The organism is Duganella sp. BJB1802, assembly GCF_013369445.1.
Taxonomy (GTDB): domain Bacteria; phylum Pseudomonadota; class Gammaproteobacteria; order Burkholderiales; family Burkholderiaceae_D; genus Rugamonas; species Rugamonas vulcania_A.
Genome location: NZ_JABWEF010000030.1, coordinates 1 through 15538, shown reverse-complemented (window position 1 = coordinate 15538; position 15538 = coordinate 1). Strand labels below are relative to the sequence as shown.

Genomic DNA, 15538 nt, shown 5'->3' with positions numbered 1-15538 from the left:
TCCCCGGAAAACCTGCGATAATAACAGGGTTTTCATCGTCAAGTCAAAGCCTTAGCGCTTTTTTCGTTCTTTTTGTGCCGCTGGCACTACCGGCGACAGAGCATATAACATTCCCCTCATGACATCAAGTTTACTCGTACTCGCCTCCAGCTCCGCCTACCGCAGGGAACTCTTATTACGGTTGCAACTGCCGTTCGACGTGGCGGTGCCCGACATCGACGAATCCCCGCTGCCCGGCGAGACGCCCAGCGCCACCGCGCTGCGCCTGGCGCGGGAGAAAGCCGCCGCCGTGGCCGCCAAGATGCCGGGCCGCGTGGTCATCGGCTCCGACCAGGTCGCCACGCTGGACGACGAGCAGATCGGCAAGCCCGGCAACCACGCCAACGCCCTGGCCCAGCTGCAAAAGATGCGCGGCCGCGAGGTCGTTTTCCACACCGCGCTGTGCGTCTGGGATGGCCGCGACGGCATGGCACAAGTGGAAGACATTCAGACCGTCGTGAAGTTCCGCGACCTGCCCGACGCCGAGCTCGACGCCTACCTGCGCATCGAACAGCCCTACGACTGCGCCGGCAGCGCCAAGAACGAGGCGCTCGGCATCGCCATCCTGGAACGCATCGACAGCAGCGACCCGACCGCCCTCACCGGCTTGCCTTTGATCGCGCTGACAGGCATGCTGCGCAAGATTGGCGTTTCCTTTTTTAATACCTGACTGTTTTTATGACCGGCACCCTCTTTTTAATACCGAACACCCTGGGCGAGACTGAAGCGCTCTCCTCCGTGCTGCCCGAACAGGTGCAGCAAATCACCTCGCAGCTGGATTACTTCGTCGCCGAGAACGCCAAGACGGCGCGCGCCTTCCTCAAGCTGGTCAACGCCAACCATCCGCTGGCCAAGCCGCTGCAGGAGATCACCATCTCCGAGCTGAACGTCAACACCCCGGCGGCCGCGCTGGCGGGCCTGCTGGCACCGCTGCTGGCCGGCCAGGACGGCGGACTGGTGTCGGAAGCCGGCGTGCCGGCGGTGGCCGATCCCGGCGCCGACCTGGTGCGGCTGGCGCACCGGCACAACATCCCGGTGCGGCCGCTGGTGGGGCCGTCGTCGCTGCTGCTGGCCGTGATGGCGAGCGGCCTGAACGGCCAGAGCTTCGCCTTCAACGGCTACCTGCCGACCGACGCGGCGCAGCGCGCCACCCGCATCAAGGAACTGGAACAGCGCTCGCGCAAGGAAAAGCAGACGCAGCTGTTCATCGAGACGCCCTACCGCAACGCCGCCATGCTGGAGGCGCTGGTGGCGGCCTGCGCGCCCGGCACGCTGCTGTGCGTGGCGACCGACCTGAGCCTGCCGTCGGAAACCATCCGCACCATGAGCGCGGCGCAATGGAAGAGCGCGAAGGCGCCGGACTTCCACAAGAAGCCGACCGTGTTCCTGCTGCTGGGCCAGTAACTCAGACGCCGCGCGTGTACTCGGTCACCCACTCGATCGCGGCCAGCTGGATATCGTACAGTTCGGCCGGCGTCAACGCCAGCTGGTGCAGCAGCTGCGCCAGTTGCTTGCCGTCGCGGTCGCGCTCGATGTGCTCGATCAGGTTGAGCATGCTGCCGTAGTCGCCGCTGCGGTGCAGCAGCGCGGCGCGCACCTCGTCGAGCACGTTCACGCTTTCCAGCACGTCGCGCATGTGGATGGAGAACAGCGTGTCCATCAGCGACATCACCCCCACCGTGAAGCCGATGTCGGCGCTGACGCGCTGGCCCGGCCGCAGGTGCTCGACCATCAGCTCCATGGTCTTGCCGCGCGTGGTGGCCAGCTGCAGCAGCGGCGATGTGAATTCCTGGGCGCTGCCGGTCTTCACGTACAACAGGATCTGCAGCCAGCGCTTCAGTTGGCGCCGTCCCAGCACCATCAGCGCGTGGCCGACCGAGTTGATGCGGTAGCGCGCGCCGACCGCCGGCGTGTTCACCAGGCGCAGCAGGTTGAGCGTGATCAGCGCGTCGTGCTTGACGCTGCGTTCAATCTCGTGGCTGCTGGCGTCGGTGTTGAGCAGGTCCAGCAGGTGCAACACGCTGCGCTGCGACGGCGAGATCTTCTTGCCGCTGAGGATGACGGGGCGCGCGAAATAATAGCCCTGGAAGTATTCGAAGCCCAGCTCCATGCACTCCTGGAACTCTTCGATGGTCTCGACCTTTTCGGCCAGCAGCTTTTGCCTGGGGTTCTTCAACACCCGCGCCAGCGCCGGCAAGGTGCCGGGCTGCATGTCCTTGATGTCCACCTTGATGACGTCACACAGCGGCTGGAATTTCTGCACGTCCTCGGAATGGCCGATCACGTCGTCCAGCGCGAACTTGAAGCCGGCTTGCTTGAGCTCGCGTATGCGGTCGAGGATTTCCGGCGTGGCCTTGACGGTCTCCAGGATCTCCAGGATGACCTTGTCGTTGGGCAGGAAGCGGATGAAGTCGCTCATCAGGCCGATGGCGTCGACGTTGACGAAGGCCATCTGGTCGCCCACCACATGCTCCATGCCCAGCTCGGAGGCGTGGGCGATCACGGTGGCGGTGGCCTCGGCGTCGTCGGTGACGTCGGCCTCGTTGCGGGTGCGGGCGTCGCGGAACAGCAGCTCATACGCGACCAGCCGTTGTCCCCGGTTGAGGATGGGCTGGCGGGCAAGAAAGAAATTATCGGCTAGCTTGGACGACATGGTCGGCGGCGCGATCATCATGGGAAGCCCCCATTCGCAATCTGCTAATGCGGGCTGCCGTCTCAAGCGACAACCCGCTAACTACCAGACTATACCTCTCCGTACCGTCCTGACAACGTTTTTCTAGCGTGAAACAGGCCGGCGCACCGCATTGTTGCGCGTTGCCATCGGCTTTCCGCTTTCCAGCGTGAAGCGGGCGCCGGAATCCTTGCCCAGCACCTTGACCAGGTAGGGCATGACTTCCTTGAGCATCGGCTCCAGCGTGTACGGCGGATTGAGGATGAACATGCCGCTGCTGTGCAGGCCGAAGCCGTCCGGCATCGGCGTGTTGGTGGTCAGCACCACGTTGAGCCAGTCGTTGCACTGCAACTGCTTGAGCTTGTCGGCGAACTGGCGCGACTCCATGCGCTGCAGCAGCGGGTACCAAACGGCGTAGGTGCCGGTCGGGAAGCGCACCAGCGCCTCGGCCAGCGTGTCCTTGACCTTTTTGTAGTCCTGCTTGTCCTCGTACGGCGGATCGATCAGCACCAGCGCGCGGCGCGACGGCGGCGGCAGCAGCGACTTCAACGCCTGGAAACCGTCGCCGCGGGTGATCAGCACGCGCTTGCCGCGCGTGGTCGGGCGGATGCCCTGCTGCGCGGCGTGCTCTTCGAGCTTGCGGAAGTTATCGGCCAGCAGCTTGGAATCGGCCGGATGCAGCTCGAACAGGCGCAGGCGATCCTGCTCGCGCGCGACCTGGTCGGCGATGTAGGGCGAACCGGGGTAGTAGCGCATCTTGCCGCTCGGGTTCATGGCGCGCACCAGGTCGACGTATTCCTTGATCGGCGCGGGCATGTCGGTGCGCTCCCACAGCGGGCCGATGCCGGTGTCGTACTCGGCGTTCTTGGAGGCGAAAGTGCCGTCGAGCGCGTACACGCCGGCGCCGGAGTGGGTGTCGATGTAGCTGTAGGCCGTATCCTTCTGGTTCAGATACTGCATCAACTGGATGGTCACGAAATGCTTCAATACATCGGCGTGATTCCCCGCGTGAAAGGCGTGGCGGTAACTCAACATAAGCTTGGTACTCTCAATTAGATGGTGCGGAACAATCCCGCATTATCCACTAGAAAGCCGCGCCGACCAAAAAAGCGCCCATATCGTTTGCATCAAAGCGAGCCCCGCCGTGCTGACTAAGATGGTGTAGCCGGGCCGCATCCGCTGGCGCGGCGTACTTTCATGGAGGACATCATGGCATTCAACAACGTAGGTCCGCTCACCTACCTGGCGCCGGGGCAGACGGCGTACTGGAGCTACACCTATGGCGTCGACCACGGCACGCAGTTCGCCACGGCCGACGTCAAGGCGCCCAACCTGGGCGCCATCCACATGGCGGACCAGCAAAGCAAGCGCAAGGAAAACAACGGCAACGCCACCTATTTCGTCCAGATCCACAACCAGGGCATAGGCGGCGCCTTTCACAACCTGCAAGGCGGAGGCATGTCATGAAAATGACCATCATTACGGACGACCAGAACAACATCCTGGGCGCGGTGCAGGGACATTCCCTGTCGGATAAACAGGGCAGCGTGGAGGCCAGCGTGTCGTTCGGCCCCGGCCACGTGACCCACATGGTGGAGGTCGACGACGACCTGGCCACCATCAACGACCTGGACGACTTCCAAAATCGTCTGAACCAGCATCTGCAGCAGCATCTTGCCAAGCCTTGAGGCAGGCAATCGCGGCGGGGGCCGGCCTGCCCCGCCGCTTCAGGCCGTTCAGGCCACCTTCTTGTCGAAGAATTGCTCATCCTCGGTCGAACCGTGCAACGCCGTGGTCGACGACTGGCCATTCTGGATGCACTGGGTCACCGCGTCGAAATAGCCGGTGCCGACTTCGCGCTGGTGCTTGACCGCCGTGAAGCCCTTCTCGGCCGCGACGAATTCCGCCTCTTGCAGTTCCACAAAGGCCGACATCTGGCGGCGCGCGTAGCCGTGCGCCAGGTTGAACATGCCGTAGTTCAGCGCGTGGAAGCCGGCCAGCGTGATGAACTGGAACTTGTAGCCCATGGCGCCCAGCTCCTTCTGGAACCTGGCGATGGTGGCGTCGTCCAGGTTTTTCTTCCAGTTGAACGACGGCGAGCAGTTATAGGCCAGCATCTTGCCGGGGAATTTGGCGTGCACGGCCTCGGCGAAGCGCTTGGCGAAGGCCAGGTCGGGCTTGCCGGTCTCGCACCAGACCAGGTCGGCGTACGGCGCGTAGGCCAGCGCGCGCGAAATAGCCTGGTCCATGCCGGGCTGGACATTGTAGTAGCCTTCCACCGTGCGCTCGCCGGTGCAGAACGGCTTGTCGTTGTCGTCCACGTCCGAGGTCAGCAGATCGGCCGCCTCGGCGTCGGTGCGGGCGATCACCAGTGTCGAGGTGCCCATGACGTCGGCCGCCAGGCGTGCCGCGGTCAGTTTTTCCACCGCCTCGCGCGTGGGGACCAGCACCTTACCGCCCATGTGGCCGCATTTCTTGACCGAGGCCAGCTGGTCCTCGAAGTGCACGCCGGCGGCGCCGGCGTCGATCATGGATTTCATCAACTCGTAGGCGTTCAGCACCCCGCCGAAACCGGCCTCGGCGTCGGCCACGATGGGCGCGAAGAAGTCGATGTCGTCCTTGCCCTCGGACCACTGGATCTGGTCGGCGCGCTGGAAGGTGTTGTTGATGCGCTTGACCACCATCGGCACCGAGTTGGCCGGATACAGCGACTGGTCGGGATACATCTCGCCGGCCAGGTTGGCGTCGCCGGCCACCTGCCAGCCGGACAGGTAGATCGCCTTCAGCCCGGCCTTGACCTGCTGCATGGCCTGGTTGCCGGTCAGCGCGCCCAGGGCGTTGACGTAGGGCTCGTTGTTGACCAGGTCCCACAGCTTTTCGGCGCCGCGCTTGGCCAGCGTGTGCTCGATCTGCAGGGAGCCGCGCAGGCGCACCACGTCCTCGGCGGTGTAGGTGCGGGTCACGCCCTTCCAGCGGGGGTTGGTGTCCCAGTCCTTTTGCAAGGCTGCGATTTGCTGTTCACGAGTTGCCATGATGTTCTCCTATTTAAAAACGAAATCCGTTGAATAAATAGTAGCCGCTTTTGTGCCACGCACCAATAGTCTTATATAAGACATATAACCAAATATAAATTCATATGAATCAACTAGATAGCCATCAGTTCCCATGATGCGGAATGGAATTTCTTGAAATGGAAGAGAAAAAGACCAGCCAGGTCCAGATCTTTCCGCGATGTGAAACGGAAGCCTCGCCAGATGAAAAATCGCGGCTTTGAAATGAAAACACCCCGCAAGCCGCGTGGCTTACGGGGTGTCAGAGAAATGTAGGGGCAGCGTCAGGCTTGGCGGCGGCGGCCGGCAATGCCGAGCAGGCCCAGGCCGGCCACCAGCATGGCATAGGTTCCCGGCTCGGGAACGGCCTGCACCGCGAAATTGGCCGCACCGATGTAGGCGCCGGTCATCGAGAAGTAGCTGATCGACGGCGAATGCTCCAGGAAGCCGTGGAATTCGCCCTGGTTCAGGCCGCCATCGGTGATAAAGGTCAAGGTGGTCGATTCGATCAGGGTATGGTTCGCATCGTAGACCGCGATCGTCGCCGGGCCGAAATACCGCGGCGAATAATTGAAGAACGCGCCGACGCCGGCGACCGCCTGGCTGAACGCCAACGTCATGGTACTGACTTGATCGTTGGTGCCGGCCATCGTCAGGCCCTTCCACATACCATTGTCGGCAAAGCCGTAGGCGCCGCTATAACCGAAGACCGAGTCGCCATAAGCGCTGCTCCAGTCCACGCCTGGCGCCAGGTTCAGAGGACCGGAGCCGAAATAACCAAGCTCCGGCATCGTCAAGACCACTCCGCCTGGCAGCGACGTCACCTGCGCGGCATGGGCGGACAGGCCGGCAAGCGCGCACAGCACAGCAAACGTAAGTTTTTTCATGGAGAACTCCTGCAATGTGGCGCCAAGCACTAAAGATTAATATATTGCAATATTTGCACGCAAACGCACTATAGTCAATCTATTATTGCGAAAACACCACAGAAGTTTCCATTTTGGAAATTCACTCAGGCAAGCATCTGCTGCGCCACCAGGATGCCGTCGGCATCGGCATAGATCCAGTCGCCGGGCTGCACCGGCACGCCCTGGACGTGCACCCGCACATTGCGTTCGCCGGCGCCCTTCTTGCTGCTTTTTTGCGGATGGGCGCCCAGCGCGCGCACGCCGATCTCGCAGGAATTGATCTCGTCGGTGTCGCGGATGCAACCGTCGACGATGATGCCGGCCCAGCCGTTGTCCTGGGCCAGCAGGCCGAGCTGTCCACCGACCAGCGCGCGGCGCAGGCTGCCGCCACCGTCGATCACCAGCACGTTGCCGCCGCCCTGGGTTTCCAGCACCGAGCGCACCAGCGCATTGTCCTCATGCACCTTGAGGGTGGTCACGCGGCCGGAAAAGCGCATCTGCCTGCCGAAGTGGCGGAAGACCGGCGGCAGCACGGCCAGGCGGCCGTCCTCCAGCAGATTGGCGTTGTCGTCGCATAAATCGGTGGTTGCAAAGCTCATCATCGTCCCGCGCAGTTGTTAAAGGTAGCAACGATTCTATGCTGTTTTCGGCACGGCCACCACGCGCGTCTTGCTGCCCACGCCCAGCGTGGTCAGGATCACCAGCGCCTGGAACACGGCGATGCCGATGAACACGCCGGACGGATGGTTGGCGTCCATCAGCGCGCCGAACAGCAGCGGGCCCAGCGCCAGGCCACTGTCCAGGCCGGAATACACGACGCCGAACACGCGGCCGGTGGCGTTGGCCGGCGCCGCGCCGCGTATCAGCAGGTCGCGCGACGGCCCCGAGATGCCGGTCACCAGGCCGATCGCCCCCATCAGGACGACCGCCATCCAGGCCGGCACCACGGCCGCCGCCAGCAGCAGCGCCATCAGCGCCGCCGAGCCGAACGCCAGCATGATGATGCGGTCGTGGTGGCGGCTGCCCGCGCCCAGGAAGCCGCCGTACAGCATGCCCACCGCCGAGGCGATCATATAGGCGGTGTAGGCCGTGGTGGCCCAGGCCAGCGACATGCCATACAGGCTGACCAGGCTGGTGGCCGCGAAACTCTGGATGCCGGCCAGCGCCACCGCCGAGATCAGGAAGAAGGCAAAGCACATCCACACCACCTGCAGCCGCAGGAAGCCGAGCGCGCCGCCCTTGCCCGCCGCGGCCGCCGCGGCCGTCGGCACCGGCGCCGGCTCGGGACGCAAGGCATGGCGGTTCCAGACCAGCAGCGCCAGCACCGCCAGCGGCAACAGGGCCGCGCTCAGCAGCGCCGTGCGCCAGTCGGTGCGGCTGGCCACGAAGGTCAGGAACAAGGGCGACAGCGCCCAGCCGATATTGCCGCTGATGCCGTGCACCGAAAAACCGTGCGCCAGCCGCGCCTTGGACACCCGCTGGTTGAGCAGCGTGTAGTCGGCCGGATGGAACACGCTGTTGCCGCAGCCCGCCAGGAAGGCGCCCAGCATCAGCTGCGCGTAGCTGTGCGCGCTGGACAGCATCACCGCAGACAAGCCCAGCAGCGCGATGCCGCCGAACAGCACCGTGCGCGCGCTGTAGCGGTCGACAACGAAGCCGGCCATCGCCTGCCCCACGCCGGACACGGTGAAGAACACCGTCATCAGCAGGCCCAGCTCGGCGTAGCTGAGCTGGAATTCCGGCTTCAGCCACGGAATCAGCGCCGCCAGGATCACGTGATAAAAGTGCGAAGTGCCGTGCGCCAGCCCGACCAGGCCGATGATCCTGGCGTCCTGCCGCAGCAAGGATGTATCGTTCATACTGCCTCCCTGTTTCAAAAAAAGAAAGCATAGTGTAAGCACTTGCCGCCAGTCTGATTTAAGATAGTGCGTCAACATTTGTCGCATATCCGCCATGGCTATCCGCGTCCTCACGCACACGCAATTCAACTGGAATTGCAACTTCCCCACCGCCGACCGGCCGCTGACCATGTCCGGCCGCGACCTGCCAACCGACGCCGTGCTGCTGCCCCACCACCACCCGTGGGGCCAGTTCACCTACGCCATGCAGGGCGTGATGCGCGTGACGGCCAACCACAGCAGCTGGATCGTGCCGCCACAGCGCGCCATCTGGATCGCGCCGGAGGTCGAGCACGCGGTCACGGTGCTGGAGCCGATCCGGCTGCGTCCGCTGTGCGTGCACGCCAGCCGCTCGCCCTTTCCCGAAGCCTGCAAGGTGGTGGAGGTGTCCAGCCTGCTGCGCGAGCTGCTGGCCACGCTGGAGCAGCACGACCAGGACGAGCAGTCCAACCGTGAGCATCTGCTGTCCGAGATGATCCTGGACGAGCTGCCGCGCTGCGCCGCCCGTCCGCTGCGCGTGCCGCTGCCGCACGACAAGCGCCTGAAAACGCTGTGCGACGCGCTGATCGCCGATCCCGGCGCCGAGCTGACGCTGGAAGCCTGGGCCGGCCGCGTGGGCGCCTCCGAGCGCACGCTGACGCGCCTGTTCGAGCGCGAGCTGGGCATGAGCTTCAGCCAGTGGCGCCAGCACGTGCGGCTGGCCCATGCGGCGCCGCTGATCGCGCGCGGCGTGCCGCTGTCGCAGGTGGCGGCGCAGCTCGGCTATGCCAGCCAGTCGGCCTTCTCGGCCATGTTCAAGAAGACCTTCGGCAGCACGCCGACATCTTTTTTCGCTGAAAAATAGATAATCGGTCAAGTTTTCCATTGGCGCACCGTTAACGTTGTCTTGGACGAAAGTACGGTACATTAGTGGAAACTCAACAACTGGAACAACGCTATCGGATGACAGACCTGTCTCTCTTCACGACCGAACAGATCGCATCGCTGCTTGCCGCGCTGCCGGACCCGGCATTTATCTTCACGCGCAGCGGCAAATACGCCGCCCTGTTCGGCGGCACCGACGCGCGCTACTACCACGACGGCAGCTCATTGGTCGGCAAGCGCATCGGCGACGTCCTCAACGCCGAGAAGACCGCCTGGTTCCTGGCACAGATCTCCGTCGCGCTGGCCAAGCGCGGCCTGCACGTGGTCGAGTACCGGCTGGACCGCAAGGATGTGAAAGGCCTGGAAGGCGACGGGCCCGACGACACGATCTGGTTCGAAGGCCGCGCGCAGGCGCTGGATTACCAGGTGGATGGCGAGGACGCCGTGCTGTGGGTGGCGAGCAATATCACCACCAGCAAAAAGCTGGAGGCCCTGCTGCGCATGCAGAGCGAGACCGACGCGCTGACCGGCCTGGCCAACCGCCGCAAGCTGATGCAGGCACTCAACGACAGCCACGGCCTGCACGCCCGCTACCGGACGCCGGCCTCGGTGCTGATCTTCGACATCGACAATTTCAAGGACATCAACGACCGCTACGGCCACCTGAGCGGCGACAAGGCCATCCAGGTCACGGCCGACGTCTGCCGGCGCGAGTTGCGCACCACCGACTTTCCGGCGCGGCTGGGCGGCGACGAGTTCGTGATCCTGATGCCGCACACCACCTGGGAACAGGCGATGCCGATCGCCGAGCGGCTGCGCCAGCGCATCGCCGAGCAGCTGCGGGAACTGGGCACGCTGGGCCAGGGCGCCACCATCAGCGGCGGCCTGGACCAGATGCTGCCCGGCGACACCTCAAGCGAGGATGTGCTGAAACGGGCGGACGATGCGCTGTACCGCGCCAAGCATGGCGGGCGCAACCGCATCGTCCATCACGGTGCTTAGCTGAAGGCCAGCTCCCCGTTCACCGCGTCGACGTGGATGGTGTCCTTGGGGCCGAAGCGGCCCGCGAGGATCAGCTTGGACAGCGGATTCTCGATCTGCTGCTGGATCGCCCGCTTCAGCGGCCGCGCGCCGTACACCGGATCGTAGCCCGCCTCGGCGATCTTCTGCAGCGCCGCGTCGGTGACCGACAGCGTCATCTCCATCTTGGCCAGGCGCTGTTCCAGGATCGCCAGCTGGATCTTGGCGATGGCGCCGATGTTCTTCTCATCGAGGCCATGGAACACGACGATCTCATCGATGCGGTTGATGAACTCCGGACGGAAGTGCGAACGCACCTCGGCCATCACCGCCAGCTTGACCACGCCGGGATCGGCATCCTCCATCGCCTGGATCTTGTGCGAGCCCAGGTTGGACGTCATGATGATCACCGTGTTCTTGAAGTCCACCGTGCGGCCCTGGCCGTCCGTCATGCGGCCGTCGTCCAGCGCCTGCAGCAGCACGTTGAACACGTCCGGGTGCGCCTTCTCCACCTCGTCGAGCAGGATCACGCTGTACGGCTTGCGGCGCACGGCCTCGGTCAGGTAGCCGCCCTCGTCGTAGCCCACGTAGCCGGGCGGCGCGCCGATCAGGCGGGCCACCGAATGCTTCTCCATGAATTCGCTCATGTCGATGCGGATCATCGATTCCTCGGTGTCGAACAGGAAGCCTGCCAGCGCCTTGGACAGCTCGGTCTTGCCGACGCCCGTCGGTCCGAGGAACATGAACGAGCCATACGGACGGTTCGGATCGGACAGGCCGGCGCGCGAACGGCGGATGGCGTCGGACACGGCGTCGATCGCCTCGTCCTGGCCGACCACGCGCTCGTGCAGCTTCTCCTCGATGTGCAGCAGCTTGTCGCGCTCGCCCTGCATCATGCGCGAGACCGGAATGCCGGTCGCGCGCGAGACCACCTCGGCGATCTCCTCGGCGCCGACCTCGGTGCGCAGCAGCTTGGGCTGCGCGGGCGCGCCCTCCTTGGCGTTGATGCTCTCGGCCTGCTTGAGCTGCGCTTCCAGCTCGGGCAGGCGGCCGTACTGCAGTTCCGACACGCGCTGCCAGTTGCTCTCGCGCGTGGCCTGCTCCATCTGCAGCTTGATGCGGTCGATCTCTTCCTTGATGTGGGTGCTGCCCTGCACCACCGCCTTCTCGGCCTTGAGGATTTCCTCATAGTCGTTCAACTCGCGCTGCAGGCGCGCGATCTCTTCCTCGATCAGGTCCAGGCGGCGGCGCGAGCCCTCGTCCTTCTCCTTCTTGACGGCTTCCTTCTCGATCTTCAGCTGGATCAGGCGGCGTTCCAGCTTGTCCATCACCTCCGGCTTGGAGTCGATCTCGATTTTGATCTTCGATGCCGCCTCGTCGATCAGGTCGATCGCCTTGTCGGGCAGGAAGCGGTCGGTGATGTAGCGGTGCGACAGCTCGGCCGCGGCGATGATGGCGGCGTCCGAGATGGCGACCTTGTGGTGCAGCTCATACTTGTCCTGCAAGCCGCGCAGGATGGCGATGGTGGCCTCCACCGACGGCTCGTCGACCAGGATCTTCTGGAAGCGGCGCTCCAGCGCGGCGTCCTTCTCGATGTACTTGCGGTATTCGTCCAGCGTGGTCGCACCCACGCAATGCAGCTCGCCGCGCGCCAGCGCAGGCTTGAGCATATTGCCCGCGTCCATGGAGCCCTCGGCCTTGCCGGCACCGACCATCGTATGCATCTCGTCGATGAAGACGATGGTCTGGCCCTCGTCCATGGCCAGCTCTTTCAGCACGGCCTTGAGGCGTTCCTCGAACTCGCCGCGGAACTTGGCGCCCGCCACCAGCGCCGCCATGTCCAGCGCCAGCACGCGCTTGCCCTTGAGCGAATCGGGCACCTCGTTGTTGACGATGCGCTGCGCCAGGCCCTCGACGATGGCGGTCTTGCCGACGCCGGGTTCGCCGATCAGCACGGGATTGTTCTTGGAGCGGCGCTGCAGCACCTGGATGGCGCGGCGGATCTCGTCGTCGCGGCCGATCACGGGATCGAGCTTGCCGGCGCGGGCGCGCTCGGTCAGGTCCAGCGTGTATTTTTTCAGCGCCTCGCGCTGGCCTTCGGCGTCGGCGTTGTCGACCTTGGCGCCACCGCGCACGGTGTCGATGGCCGCCTCCAGCGACTTGCGGGTCAGGCCGTTCTCGCGCGCCAGCTTGCCGGCGTCGGATTTATCGTCGGTCAGCGCCAGCAGCACCATCTCGCTGGAGATGAACTGGTCGACGCGCTTCTGCGCTTCCTTGTCCGCCAGGTTCAGCACCGAGACCAGCTCGCGGCCGGCCTGCACGTCGCCGCCGTTGCCGGACACCTTGGGCAGGCGCTCGAGCGACGCGCCCAGCGCCTTGGTCAGGCCGCCGACGTTGACGCCGGCGCGCTGCAGCAGCGAGCGCGCGCTGCCGTCACTCTGGTTCAGCAGCGCGGTCAGCAGGTGGACCGGTTCGATGTATTGGTTGTCGTTGCCTACGGCCAGACTCTGCGAGTCCGACAGGGCTTCCTGGAGTTTGGTGGTGAGTTTGTCTTGCCGCATGGAATTGCTCCAATAAATTTAACTTATCGCATACATAGGGATATGCGATCCAGTTTCAAGGAGACGCCTTTTTATTTAACAAATCCATGACCCAAATCAATTACGCCGCAGTGCTCCATTTCCTCAGTGCAACATCGTCGCTGACGCGGGCGTCGACCCAGCGGGCGCCGTCCGGGGTCTGTTCCTTTTTCCAGAACGGCGCCTCGGTCTTCAGGTAGTCGATGATGTATTCGCAGGCGGCGAAGGCCTCGCCGCGATGGGCGGAGGTCACCGCCACCAGCACGATCTGGTCCAGCGGCTTGAGCGGCCCGACGCGGTGGATCACCAGCGCGCCGTAAATCGGCCAGCGCTGTTTGGCCTGTTCGATGATGGTCTGGATGGACTGCTCGGTCATGCCGGCGTAGTGTTCCAGCTCCATCTCGGCCACGCTGGCGCCCTCGTTCAGGTCGCGCACGGTGCCGACAAACGACACCACGGCGCCGACCTTGGGGTTAGCGGCCCGCAGCTGCGCCAGCTCGGCGCTCAAATCGAAGTCGCCGGTCTGGATGCGGACGCTGTCGGCGCTCATGCGCGCTCCGCGGCGCCGATGCGGCGGAACAGCTGTTCGATGCGGCTGGCGGTGCGGTCGTCGGCCAGGGCCGGCATCGCGCACAGCTGCAGGTAGGCGCTGCCGGCGCTCTGCGGCTTCTGGCCGGACTTGAGCGACGATTGCAGCACCTCGACCTGCATCTTCAGGCGCTCGCGCGCGAACTCGGCGCCGCTGTCGACGCCGGCCACGATCTCCAGCCGCAGCACCTCATCGAGCAGCTTGGCGCGGTTGCGCTCCAGTTGCTCGGCGTAGGCGCCGCGCTTGCCATCCAATGCGCCCAGCGCCGCGTTGAAGCGGCCGTGCAAGGCGCGCTCGTAGTCGGCGGCCAGCGGCGGCAAGGCCGACCAGCGGCTCTGCCAGTCGGCGCCGTCGATGGCCGGGCCGTCGTCCGGCGTGCCGATCGCGCTCTCCAGCGCCTGGCACAGGCGCAGCTTGTCGCGCAGCGCATTGGCCTGGGCCGCGCCGGCGCGGCGCTTGATCGCGTCGGCCTGGCCCTGCACCGCCGCCACCGCAGCCTGATAACGCTGCTGGATGCGCGCTTCCGATGCGCGCGGCACGGCGCCGGCGGCATGCCAGGCCGCCGCCGCGTCGCGCAGCGTCTTGGCGATGGCCGCCAGCTGCGCCTTGTCCTCGCCGCTGAAGGTGGCCGTTTCCAGCTCCTTGCACAGCGCCTCGCGCGCATGCAGGTGCGCCTTGCGTTCGTGGTCGGCGGCGTGCGCGCTCTCCTTGCGCTTGGCGAAGATCGCATCGCAGGCGGCGCGGAATCGCTGCCACAGCGCCTGCTCGGCCTTGCGCTCCAGCGGCAGCGCCTTGGCCTGCTCCTGCCAGCGTTCCTGCAGGCGGCGCAGGTGGTCCAGCGTGTGACGGTCGCCCGGCTGCATCTGCTCCGCCTCGGCGATCAGCAGTTCGCGCTTAGCGGTTTCGATCTTGCGCTGCTCGGCCAACGGCGCCAGCATCTGCGCCAGCGCCTTGTCGAAGGCTTGATCGAGCTTGCGTTTTTCCTTGCGGTCGATGGTGCCCAGGCGGCCCCACATCTGGCGCAGGCGCTGGCCGGCGGCGGCCACGTTCTTCAGGTCCGCGCCCTCGGCCACAGCGGCGGCGGCCATGTTGCGGGTCTCGTCGATCAGCGCCTGGGCCTTGGCGGCGTTGGCGTGGCGCTCGTCGGCCAGTTGCTTGAAGTGGGCGGCGGCCGGCGCGTAGGCGGCGGTGCAGGCGCTGTCGAAGCGCTCCCACAGGCTCTTGGGCGCGTGGCCGGAGACCGCGTCCAGCGACTTCCAGCGCTCGCGCATGCTGCCGACCTTCTTGGCCAGTTCGCTCATCGCCAGGCCCAGCGCGGGCAGCTCCTCCACCGCCTTGACCAGCTCCTCGCGCGAGACGTTGCCGCCCCAGCGCGCCCAGTCGCCCAGCCGCTTCAACTCGGCGCGGACGTGGTTCAGACGGTCGGTCTGGGCCGGCGTCAAGCGGGTCTTGTGCTCCTTGAGCCACTTGTCGTGGTCGGCGGCCGCGTGCAGCAAGCCTTGCTCCAGCGCGGCTTCCATCGCGTCCAGCGTTTCGAGGAATTTCTTGTCGGTTTCCTTGGGCGCGGCCGGTTTCTTCGGCTCGCGCGCGGCGGGCGCCGGCGCGGCGGGCGCCTCGGCGGCCGCTTCGGCGGCGGGCGCGGCGGGTGCGGCTTCGGGCTCGACGGCGGCAGCGGCGCGCTGGCTCGCTGCCGACAAGGCGGCGCGGCTCTGCTCCAGCGCCTGCGCGTAGTCGCTTAGCAGATGCTTGGGCAAGGCGTTGTGTTCGGGGGCCTGCTGGTATTCGGCCTGGGCGGCGGCGTGGCGCTCCAGCGCCTGCTGCGCTTCCTCCGGCGGCAGGCCGGCGGACGGCAGCTGGCGCAGCGCGGCCATGGCATCGATGATGGTGCGCTGCAGGTTGACCTGCGCTTCCAGGCGGGGC

The 15538-nt window shown here is 65.3% G+C and carries 15 protein-coding genes; 6 read left to right on the top strand and 9 right to left on the bottom strand.

The window, feature by feature from the left end:
• The first annotated feature begins 118 nt into the window (after nt 1-118).
• Nucleotides 119-709 (top strand): Maf family nucleotide pyrophosphatase, encoded by a 591-nt coding sequence (locus HUX88_RS30405; protein ID WP_176364188.1) that lies wholly within the window; start codon nt 119-121, stop codon nt 707-709.
• 8 nt (nt 710-717) lie between these two features.
• Nucleotides 718-1443 carry an SAM-dependent methyltransferase gene (locus tag HUX88_RS30400; protein ID WP_176364187.1) on the top strand — a complete coding sequence of 242 codons (726 nt, stop codon included), beginning with the start codon at nt 718-720 and terminating at the stop codon, nt 1441-1443.
• A 1-nt stretch (nt 1444) separates the two neighbouring features.
• On the opposite strand, the gene HUX88_RS30395 is transcribed toward HUX88_RS30400, so the two are convergent.
• Both HUX88_RS30395 and HUX88_RS30390 read right to left on the bottom strand, forming a co-directional pair.
• The gene (locus tag HUX88_RS30395) at nt 1445-2713 is read right to left on the bottom strand and encodes an EAL and HDOD domain-containing protein (RefSeq protein WP_176364186.1); all 1269 of its coding nucleotides are present in this window, start codon (nt 2711-2713) and stop codon (nt 1445-1447) included.
• 102 nt (nt 2714-2815) lie between these two features.
• The gene (locus HUX88_RS30390; protein ID WP_117013695.1) at nt 2816-3745 is read right to left on the bottom strand and encodes a 23S rRNA (adenine(2030)-N(6))-methyltransferase RlmJ; all 930 of its coding nucleotides are present in this window, start codon (nt 3743-3745) and stop codon (nt 2816-2818) included.
• A 174-nt stretch (nt 3746-3919) separates the two neighbouring features.
• On the opposite strand from HUX88_RS30390, the gene HUX88_RS30385 reads away from it, so the two are divergent.
• Nucleotides 3920-4177: a hypothetical protein gene (locus tag HUX88_RS30385; protein WP_117013834.1), complete on the top strand. Its 258-nt coding sequence runs from the start codon at nt 3920-3922 to the stop codon at nt 4175-4177.
• Complete coding sequence (locus tag HUX88_RS30380) at nt 4174-4398, top strand: hypothetical protein (RefSeq protein ID WP_117013694.1); 225 nt, start codon at nt 4174-4176, stop codon at nt 4396-4398. Before HUX88_RS30385 ends, HUX88_RS30380 begins: the two co-directional genes overlap by 4 nt.
• A 48-nt stretch (nt 4399-4446) precedes the next feature.
• Here the strand turns inward: HUX88_RS30380 and aceA are convergent, their stop codons facing one another.
• The 4 genes from aceA to HUX88_RS30360 form a co-directional block, all read right to left on the bottom strand.
• Nucleotides 4447-5742: an isocitrate lyase gene (aceA, locus tag HUX88_RS30375; protein WP_176364185.1), complete on the bottom strand. Its 1296-nt coding sequence runs from the start codon at nt 5740-5742 to the stop codon at nt 4447-4449.
• Nucleotides 5743-6044: 302 nt separating this feature from the next.
• Entirely contained in the window at nt 6045-6647 is a 603-nt protein-coding gene (locus tag HUX88_RS30370; RefSeq protein ID WP_176364184.1) for a PEP-CTERM sorting domain-containing protein, read from the bottom strand.
• Nucleotides 6648-6772: 125 nt separating this feature from the next.
• Nucleotides 6773-7267, bottom strand: a complete 495-nt coding sequence (gene rraA / locus HUX88_RS30365; RefSeq protein WP_117013832.1) for a ribonuclease E activity regulator RraA — start codon at nt 7265-7267, stop codon at nt 6773-6775.
• Between the two features lie 36 nt (nt 7268-7303).
• Nucleotides 7304-8527: an MFS transporter gene (locus tag HUX88_RS30360; RefSeq protein WP_176364183.1), complete on the bottom strand. Its 1224-nt coding sequence runs from the start codon at nt 8525-8527 to the stop codon at nt 7304-7306.
• Between the two features lie 94 nt (nt 8528-8621).
• On the opposite strand from HUX88_RS30360, the gene HUX88_RS30355 reads away from it, so the two are divergent.
• Nucleotides 8622-9410, top strand: coding sequence for a helix-turn-helix transcriptional regulator (locus HUX88_RS30355; protein WP_117013691.1), 789 nt, complete (start codon nt 8622-8624; stop codon nt 9408-9410).
• A 98-nt stretch (nt 9411-9508) separates the two neighbouring features.
• On the top strand, nt 9509-10432 hold the full coding sequence (locus tag HUX88_RS30350; RefSeq protein ID WP_117013690.1) for a GGDEF domain-containing protein: 924 nt from the start codon (nt 9509-9511) through the stop codon (nt 10430-10432).
• On the opposite strand, the gene clpB is transcribed toward HUX88_RS30350, so the two are convergent.
• From clpB to HUX88_RS30335, 3 genes are all read right to left on the bottom strand, one after another.
• Nucleotides 10429-13011: an ATP-dependent chaperone ClpB gene (gene clpB / locus HUX88_RS30345; protein WP_176364182.1), complete on the bottom strand. Its 2583-nt coding sequence runs from the start codon at nt 13009-13011 to the stop codon at nt 10429-10431. The two genes, HUX88_RS30350 and clpB, sit on opposite strands and share 4 nt — an antisense overlap.
• A gap of 100 nt (nt 13012-13111) precedes the next feature.
• On the bottom strand, nt 13112-13579 hold the full coding sequence (locus HUX88_RS30340) for a molybdenum cofactor biosynthesis protein MoaE (protein WP_176364181.1): 468 nt from the start codon (nt 13577-13579) through the stop codon (nt 13112-13114).
• Nucleotides 13576-15538, bottom strand: a 1963-nt coding sequence (locus tag HUX88_RS30335; protein WP_176364180.1) for a DUF349 domain-containing protein, incomplete at its 5' end; no start/stop codon positions are given. The genes HUX88_RS30335 and HUX88_RS30340, both read right to left, overlap by 4 nt.